Annotated in this window: 9 protein-coding genes; 8 read left to right on the top strand and 1 reads right to left on the bottom strand. The window is 71.2% G+C overall.

Annotated elements, in window-relative coordinates; translation table 11 throughout:
- Nucleotides 1-5: 5 nt before the first annotated feature.
- On the bottom strand, nt 6-1,553 hold the full coding sequence (locus GUY60_RS30990; protein ID WP_161703841.1) for an oxidoreductase: 1,548 nt from the start codon (nt 1,551-1,553) through the stop codon (nt 6-8).
- Nucleotides 1,554-1,793: 240 nt separating this feature from the next.
- On the opposite strand from GUY60_RS30990, the gene hisD reads away from it, so the two are divergent.
- Genes hisD through hisF form a run of 8 tightly spaced genes read left to right on the top strand, consistent with a single transcriptional unit; the run spans nt 1,794 to nt 7,566 of the window.
- Nucleotides 1,794-3,125, top strand: coding sequence for a histidinol dehydrogenase (gene hisD / locus GUY60_RS30985; protein ID WP_161703839.1), 1,332 nt, complete (start codon nt 1,794-1,796; stop codon nt 3,123-3,125).
- Nucleotides 3,122-4,249 carry a histidinol-phosphate transaminase gene (locus GUY60_RS30980; protein WP_161703837.1) on the top strand — a complete coding sequence of 376 codons (1,128 nt, stop codon included), beginning with the start codon at nt 3,122-3,124 and terminating at the stop codon, nt 4,247-4,249. The genes hisD and GUY60_RS30980 overlap by 4 nt, the downstream gene beginning before the upstream one ends.
- Nucleotides 4,246-4,839 (top strand): imidazoleglycerol-phosphate dehydratase HisB, encoded by a 594-nt coding sequence (gene hisB / locus GUY60_RS30975; RefSeq protein WP_161703835.1) that lies wholly within the window; start codon nt 4,246-4,248, stop codon nt 4,837-4,839. Before GUY60_RS30980 ends, hisB begins: the two co-directional genes overlap by 4 nt.
- A gap of 4 nt (nt 4,840-4,843) precedes the next feature.
- Nucleotides 4,844-5,008, top strand: coding sequence for a CG2302 family histidine operon protein (locus tag GUY60_RS38320; protein WP_187370172.1), 165 nt, complete (start codon nt 4,844-4,846; stop codon nt 5,006-5,008).
- Nucleotides 5,005-5,658 carry an imidazole glycerol phosphate synthase subunit HisH gene (gene hisH / locus GUY60_RS30970; protein ID WP_188133081.1) on the top strand — a complete coding sequence of 218 codons (654 nt, stop codon included), beginning with the start codon at nt 5,005-5,007 and terminating at the stop codon, nt 5,656-5,658. Before GUY60_RS38320 ends, hisH begins: the two co-directional genes overlap by 4 nt.
- Nucleotides 5,655-6,395 carry a bifunctional 1-(5-phosphoribosyl)-5-((5-phosphoribosylamino)methylideneamino)imidazole-4-carboxamide isomerase/phosphoribosylanthranilate isomerase PriA gene (gene priA / locus GUY60_RS30965; protein WP_161703831.1) on the top strand — a complete coding sequence of 247 codons (741 nt, stop codon included), beginning with the start codon at nt 5,655-5,657 and terminating at the stop codon, nt 6,393-6,395. The genes hisH and priA overlap by 4 nt, the downstream gene beginning before the upstream one ends.
- Nucleotides 6,392-6,814, top strand: a complete 423-nt coding sequence (locus tag GUY60_RS30960) for a RidA family protein (protein ID WP_161703829.1) — start codon at nt 6,392-6,394, stop codon at nt 6,812-6,814. Before priA ends, GUY60_RS30960 begins: the two co-directional genes overlap by 4 nt.
- Complete coding sequence (hisF, locus tag GUY60_RS30955) at nt 6,811-7,566, top strand: imidazole glycerol phosphate synthase subunit HisF (protein ID WP_161703827.1); 756 nt, start codon at nt 6,811-6,813, stop codon at nt 7,564-7,566. The genes GUY60_RS30960 and hisF overlap by 4 nt, the downstream gene beginning before the upstream one ends.
- Nucleotides 7,567-7,607 lie beyond the last annotated feature (41 nt).

The following is a 7,607-nucleotide window of genomic DNA, read 5'->3' as shown; positions in this document are numbered from 1 at the left end:
GCGCCCTACCCCCTGCGCAGCAGCCGCGAAGCCCCCGCCGCCACCGTCGTCGCCAGGATCCAGCCGAGGAGGACCAGGGCCGCGGCCGCCCACTGCCAGTTGCCCTCGACCCGCCAGTAGCCGTCCTGGCCCAGGTTGATCACCGGGACCAGGAGGTCGAGGGCGTACAGCGAGGGGTTCCAGGCCGGGCCCTCGCCGGGCTTGATGGCGGGCGGCCGGTACTGCCAGAACGCGATGGCGCCGAGTGCCCAGAGCAGAGCCATCCACACCGCGGCGCGCCCCGGCCGGTAGCCGTACGCCACCGTCCAGTCCTGCGCGTACCCCCAGAGTTTGCCCGCGAAGGGCAGGGTCTCGCGGCGGCGGCGCTGCTTGGCGAGCAGGACCTCGCGGGCGTCGGCGTCCTCGCCGCTGTTACGGAGCACCGTGGCCAGCCGCTCGTACGGCTCCGGGCTGTACTCGGGGGTCGCCGAGAGCACCCACTCCAGGCGGCGGGCGAGCGGGAAGCTGCCGCGCGGGACCAGGTTCTCGTACGCGAAGCCGCCGACCCGCAGCTGGCCGGGGCCCGGCCAACTCGTCGACTTGTCGACCAGGTTGACGAGCTTCGCGCCGGAGAGGACCACGCTGCCGCGCTGCGGTTTCTCGCCCAGGAAGCGCAGCTCGGGCACCTGTATGCGGCGCAGCGACAGCTCCTGCTCGGAGCGCATCTCGAACCGGGCCTGCTCGAAGTCGATCGCGTCGCCGAACCGCCCGTCGTCGAGCCGGATCCCGCCCTCGGACTCGAACTTCTGCACCCGCACCCCGCGGGCCGGCGTCGACCCGCCGGTCAGCGGCGGGTTGGAGGCCGCGGCGGGCGTCATGTAGAGCGTGCGCCCCACGGTCAGCTGCGGGGCGTTCAGGGCCTTGCTGCCGTACGGGTTGAGCAGGCGGCTGCCGCGCAGGCTCAGCGAGACCCCGATCTGGGCGCCGCGCAGGCTCATCTCGCCGTAGGAATCCATCAGTTCGGCCTGGAAGTCCTGGCCGACGGTGAGGCCGTCGCCGGTGAGCGTGCGGTTGCGGCGGTCGCGGTGCACCACCGCCTGGTTGAGCAGCAGGTCGGTGCCGATCTGCGCGTCGGAGAGGCGGATGCCGCGGTGGATGTGGCAGCGCGGCAGATGCAGGTCGCCCTCGGTGTGCAGCCGGGCCGCCTCGAAGCGGGGGATCGAGCAGTCCACCAGGCGCAGCGTGGAGAACCGGCTCTCCGGCAGCACGATCTCCTTCTCGAAGCGGCAGCCGCGCATCTCCACGTACGGCTCCACCGTGCCGCCCGCGACATCGAGCGTGCCGGTGATCTGCACTCCGGTCAGCTTGATCGAGGAGACCCGGCCGGGCAGCGCGGGCGGGCCGTCCAGCATCAGCAGGCAGATCACCCGCGCCCGCACGCTGCGCTCCGGCCCCCAGGGGCGGCCGCCGTGCGGATCGTCCACCTCCGCGTCCCCGCTCGACAGGTCGTATCTGCTGCCGTTCTGGAAGGCCTGCCACATGCCGATCTCGGCCGCGGTCAGACCGTCCGGCATGTCGGTGTGCTGCCCGTCCACCACTGCTGCCGTGCCTCCCCGTGTTCCACCCCTGGCATCGCTCCGCCCGTCCCCGGCGGCGCTGTACAGCGGTCATGCCCGCTCGGTGACCAGGTGAACGCTAGCGGTGAAGCCGATCTTCCGGGGAGCCCCCCGAACCCTTCCGTCTGAGGCCAGGGGCTTGTATCAGCCATTGATACGCGCGATCGCGCCCTGCGGCCGTCTGAGAGAATTGGTTCCGTGATCTCCCGAATCGATCTGCGCGGCGACGCCCTCCCCGAGGGTTCCGCCCTGCGCGACCTGCTGCCCCGAGCCGAGTTCGACGTGGCGGCCGCCCTGGACAAGGTGCGGCCCATCTGCGAGGACGTGCATCATCGCGGCACCGAGGCGCTGATCGAGTACGCGGAGAGGTTCGACGGAGTCGAGCTCAAGCAGGTGCGCGTCCCGGCCGAGGCGCTCACCGAGGCGCTCGCCGGGCTCGACCCCGAGGTGCGCGCCGCCCTCGAGGAGTCCATCAAGCGCGCCCGCGCCGTCCACCGCGCGCAGCGCCGCGCCCCGCACACCACCCAGGTCGTACCCGGCGGCACGGTCACCGAGAAGTGGGTGCCGGTCGAGCGCGTGGGCCTGTACGCACCGGGCGGCCGCTCCGTGTACCCCTCGTCCGTGATCATGAACGCGGTCCCGGCGCAGGAGGCGGGCGTCGAGTCCGTCGCCCTCGCGTCGCCGCCCCAGAAAGAGTTCGGCGGGCTTCCGCACCCGACGATCCTCGCCGCCTGCGCCCTCCTCGGCGTCGACGAGGTGTACGCGGTGGGCGGCGCCCAGGCCGTGGCGATGTTCGCGTACGGCACCTCGGGACCCGACGGCTGCGCCCCGGCCAACATGGTGACCGGCCCCGGCAACATCTGGGTCGCCGCCGCCAAGCGGTACTTCACCGGCAGGATCGGCATCGACACCGAGGCCGGGCCGACCGAGATCGCCGTCCTCGCCGATGACACCGCCGACCCGGCGCACGTCGCCGCGGACCTGATCAGCCAGGCCGAGCACGACCCGCTCGCGGCCGCCGTGCTCGTCACCGACTCGGTCGCGCTCGCCGAAGCCGTGGAGAAGGAGCTGGAGCCGCAGGTCGCGGCCACCAAGCACATCGACGACCGGATCGTCCCCGCACTCAAGGGCCGGCAGTCCGCGATCGTCCTCGTCGACGGCCTGGAGGAAGGCCTCCGGGTGGTCGACGCGTACGGCGCCGAGCACCTGGAGATCCAGACCGCCGACGCCACCTCCGTCGCGGACCGGGTCAAGAACGCCGGCGCGATCTTCGTCGGCCCCTGGGCTCCGGTCTCGCTCGGTGACTACTGCGCGGGCTCCAACCACGTGCTGCCCACCGGCGGTTGCGCCTGCCACTCCTCGGGCCTGTCCGTCCAGTCCTTCCTGCGCGGCGTCCACATCGTGGACTACTCGCGGGACGCGCTCGCCGATGTCGCCCACCACGTGGTGACCCTCGCCGAGGCCGAGGACCTGCCGGCGCACGGTGCCGCGATCAAGGCAAGGTTCGAGTGGAAGGTGCCGGGCCAGTGAGCGACGTCCGCATCGACGACCTGCCGATCCGCGACGAGCTGCGCGGCAAGTCCCCTTACGGCGCGCCCCAGTTGGACGTGCCCGTACGCCTGAACACCAACGAGAACCCGTACCCGCTGCCCGAGCCGCTGGTCGAGCGGATCGCCGAGCGGGTGCGGGAGGCCGCCCGCGGCCTGAACCGCTACCCGGACCGGGACGCGGTCGAGCTCCGCACCGAGCTGGCCCGCTACCTCAGCCGCACCGGCGGGCACCAGGTCACCGCGGCCCAGGTGTGGGCGGCCAACGGCTCCAACGAGGTCATCCAGCAACTGCTTCAGACCTTCGGCGGACCGGGGCGTACGGCGATCGGCTTCGAGCCCTCGTACTCGATGCACTCCCTGATCGCCCGCGGCACCGGCACCGGCTGGATCTCCGGGCCGCGCAACGACGACTTCACGATCAACACGGAGCTGGCCGAGAAGGCCATCGCCGAGAACCGGCCGGACGTCGTCTTCATCACCTCGCCCAACAACCCCACGGGCACCGCGGTCCCGGCCGAGACGGTCCTCGCCCTGTACGACGCCGCGCAGGCGGCGAAGCCGTCCCTGGTGGTGCTCGACGAGGCGTATGTCGAGTTCAGCCACGGCGACTCGCTGCTGCCGCTGCTCGAAGGTCGGCCGAATCTCGTCGTCTCCCGGACCATGTCCAAGGCCTTCGGCGCGGCCGGGCTCCGGCTCGGCTATCTCGCCGCCGACCCGGCGGTGGTGGACGCGGTGCAGCTGGTGCGGCTTCCGTACCACCTGTCCGCCGTCACCCAGGCGACCGCGCTCGCGGCCCTCGAGCACACGGACACGCTGCTCGGCTATGTGCAGCAGCTGAAGCAGGAGCGCGACCGGATCGTCCGCGAACTGTGGACGATGGGGTACGAAGTCACCGCGTCCGACGCGAACTTCGTCCAGTTCGGCCGCTTCGAGGGCGAGGGCGGCGCGCACGCCATGTGGCAGCGCATCCTCGACCACGGCGTCCTGGTCCGGGACAACGGCGTACCGGGCTGGCTGCGGGTCACCGCCGGAACCCCGGAAGAGAACGACGCGTTCCTCGATGCGGTACGCGAAGTCAAGAACGAGCAGGAGCAGAGCGCATGAGTCGCGTCGGGCGCGTGGAGCGCACCACCAAGGAGACCTCCGTCCTCGTCGAGATCGACCTCGACGGCAAGGGCGAAGTGTCAGTTTCAACAGGCGTCGGCTTCTACGACCACATGCTCGACCAGCTCGGCCGCCACGGCCTCTTCGACCTCACCGTCAAGACCGAGGGCGACCTGCACATCGACTCCCACCACACCATCGAGGACACCGCCCTCGCGCTCGGCGCCGCCTTCAAGCAGGCGCTCGGCGACAAGGTGGGGATCTACCGCTTCGGCAACTGCACGGTCCCGCTCGACGAGTCGCTCGCCCAGGTGACGGTCGACCTGTCCGGGCGCCCGTACCTGGTGCACACCGAGCCGGAGAACATGGCGCCGATGATCGGCGCGTACGACACGACGATGACCCGGCACATCCTGGAGTCCTTCGTCGCCCAGGCGCAGATCGCGCTGCACGTGCACGTGCCGTACGGGCGCAACGCCCACCACATCGTCGAGTGCCAGTTCAAGGCCCTCGCCCGCGCGCTGCGGTACGCCTCGGAGCGCGACCCGCGGGCCGCCGGCATCCTCCCGTCCACGAAGGGCGCCCTGTAAAGCCATGAACGGCATCTCCACGCTGCTTCTCTTCGTCGGTCTGTTCCTGCTCGGCGGGGTCTACTCCTTCGTGAAGCAGAAGCAGTCCAAGAGCCTGATCACCCTCCTGTCCATCGGCGCCGCGATGTGCCTGGTCGCGGGCATCGTCCGTCTTGAGGTGTGGAATTGACCGCCGCGAGCACCGGCCGCAAGAGCGTCGTCGTCTTCGACTACGGCTTCGGTAACGTCCGCTCCGCCGAGCGCGCCCTCGCCCGGGTCGGCGCCGATGTGGAGATCACCCGTGACTTCGACACCGCGATGAACGCCGACGGGCTCCTCGTGCCCGGTGTCGGCGCCTTCGCCGCCTGCATGAAGGGCCTCAAGGAGGCGCGCGGCGACTGGGTCGTGGGGCGCAGGCTCGCCGGCGGGCGGCCCGTCATGGGCATCTGTGTCGGCATGCAGATCCTCTTCGAGCGCGGCATCGAGCACGGTGTCGAGGCCGAGGGCCTGGACGAGTGGCCCGGCACGGTCGGCCCGCTCAAGGCCGACGTCGTCCCGCACATGGGCTGGAACACCGTCGACGCCCCGGAAGGCTCGGAGCTTTTCAACGGCCTCTCCCCGGACGACCGTTACTACTTCGTGCACTCCTACGCCGTCCACGACTGGTCCCTCGACGTGACCAACCCGGCGATGCGCGCCCCGCTCGTCACCTGGGCCACGCACGGCGAGAAGTTCGTGGCCGCCGTCGAGAACGGCGCGCTGTGGGCGACGCAGTTCCACCCCGAGAAGTCCGGCGACGCCGGAGCGCAGCTGCTGAAGAACTGGATCTCCGTACTGTGACCGCTTCCCAGAACCCGAAGCTCGAACTCCTGCCCGCCGTCGACGTCCGCGACGGCCAGGCCGTCCGCCTCGTGCACGGCGAGTCCGGATCCGAGACCTCGTACGGCTCGCCCCTTCAGGCGGCCCTCGCCTGGCAGTCCTCCGGCGCCGAGTGGCTGCACCTGGTCGACCTGGACGCCGCGTTCGGCACCGGCGACAACCGCGCCCTGATCGCCGAGGTCGCGGGCGCCATGGACATCAAGGTCGAGCTGTCCGGCGGCATCCGGGACGACGCCTCCCTCGAGGCCGCGCTCGCCACCGGCTGCACGCGCGTGAACCTGGGCACCGCCGCCCTGGAGACCCCCGAGTGGGTCGCCAAGGTCATCGCCTCGCACGGCGACAAGATCGCCGTCGGCCTGGACGTGCGCGGCACCACGCTGCGCGGCCGCGGCTGGACCCGCGACGGCGGCGACCTGTACGAGACCCTGGAGCGCCTCAACTCCGAGGGCTGCGCGCGGTATGTCGTCACCGACATCGCCAAGGACGGCACGCTGCAGGGCCCCAACCTGGAGCTCCTGAAGAACGTCTGCGCGGCCACGGACCGCCCGGTCGTCGCCTCCGGCGGCGTGAGCAGCCTCGACGACCTGCGCGCCATCGCGGAGCTCGTACCCCTCGGTGTGGAGGGCTCCATCGTCGGCAAGGCGCTGTACGCGAAGGCCTTCACCCTGGAGGAGGCCCTGGAGGCCGTGTCCGTATGAGCGGCGTACGACGTGTGCAGAGCGGCAGCCCGTGGGAGGAGGCCTTCGGTTTCGCGCGCGCTGTCGCGGCGGGGGACCGGGTCGTGGTGGGCGGCACCACCTCCTTCAAGGGGCTGGTCCTGCACGGTGAGGGCGACCCCTACGAGCAGACGCGGTTCGCCATCGCCAACGCCCTCGAAGCGATCGGGGAGTTCGGGATCGGCGCCGATTCCGTCATCCGCACCCGGCTGCTGCTGACGCACGCGCGGGACGTGGACGCGGTGGGGCGGGCGCACCAGGAGATCTTCGGCTCCGTGCGCCCGGTGACGACCATGGCGGTCGTCACCGGCTTCGTCGACCCGCGCATCCTGGTCGAAGTGGAAATGGAAGCGTTCCTGGGCGAGGTCCCGGACGGTCACGAGGAGCCCGATCAGTCATGACCCTGGCGGTCCGAGTCATCCCCTGCCTGGACGTGGACAACGGCCGGGTCGTGAAGGGCGTCAACTTCCAGAACCTCCGCGACGCGGGCGACCCCGTCGAGATGGCGAAGGTGTACGACGCCGAGGGCGCCGACGAGTTGACGTTCCTGGACATCACCGCGTCCTCCGGCAACCGCGAGACGACGTACGACGTGGTGCGCCGCACCGCCGAGCAGGTCTTCATCCCGCTCACGGTGGGCGGCGGAGTGCGCACGGCCGAGGACGTCGACAAGCTCCTGCGCGCGGGCGCGGACAAGGTCGGCGTCAACACCGCCGCGATCGCCCGCCCCGAGCTGATCCGGGAGATCGCCGAGCGCTTCGGCCGCCAGGTCCTGGTCCTGTCGGTGGACGCGCGCCGTACGGCGGCCGGCTCCTTCGAGGTGACGACCCACGGCGGCCGCAGGTCCGCCGGCATCGACGCGGTCGAATGGGCGCATCGGGCCGCCGAGTTGGGCGCGGGCGAGATCCTGCTCAACTCGATGGACGCCGACGGCACCAAGGACGGCTACGACATCGAGATGATCGAGGCGGTACGCAAGCACGTCACCGTCCCCGTCATCGCCTCCGGCGGCGCGGGCCGGCTCGACCACTTCCCGCCGGCCGTCGCGGCGGGCGCCGACGCGGTCCTCGCCGCATCGGTCTTCCACTTCGGCGACCTGCGGATCGGCGAGGTCAAGCAGACGCTGCGGGACGCGGGACACCCGGTGCGCTGAGCCGCACACCAGGCAGTACGAAGGCTGTCTCTTATACACAA

Origin of the sequence: Streptomyces boluensis (assembly GCF_009908195.1) — a bacterium.
Classification (GTDB): Bacteria; Actinomycetota; Actinomycetes; order Streptomycetales; family Streptomycetaceae; genus Streptomyces; species Streptomyces boluensis.
This window is presented reverse-complemented; position numbering and strand designations above follow the sequence as displayed.

What these genes read in the sequence shown, in the direction of transcription:
- GUY60_RS30990 (WP_161703841.1), bottom strand. Translation starts at nt 1,553, where the DNA reads ATGCCGGACGGTCTGACCGCGGCCGAGATCGGCATGTGGCAGGCCTTC.
- hisB (WP_161703835.1), top strand. Translation starts at nt 4,246, where the DNA reads ATGAGTCGCGTCGGGCGCGTGGAGCGCACCACCAAGGAGACCTCCGTC.
- GUY60_RS38320 (WP_187370172.1), top strand. Translation starts at nt 4,844, where the DNA reads ATGAACGGCATCTCCACGCTGCTTCTCTTCGTCGGTCTGTTCCTGCTC.
- GUY60_RS30960 (WP_161703829.1), top strand. Translation starts at nt 6,392, where the DNA reads ATGAGCGGCGTACGACGTGTGCAGAGCGGCAGCCCGTGGGAGGAGGCC.
- hisF (WP_161703827.1), top strand. Translation starts at nt 6,811, where the DNA reads ATGACCCTGGCGGTCCGAGTCATCCCCTGCCTGGACGTGGACAACGGC.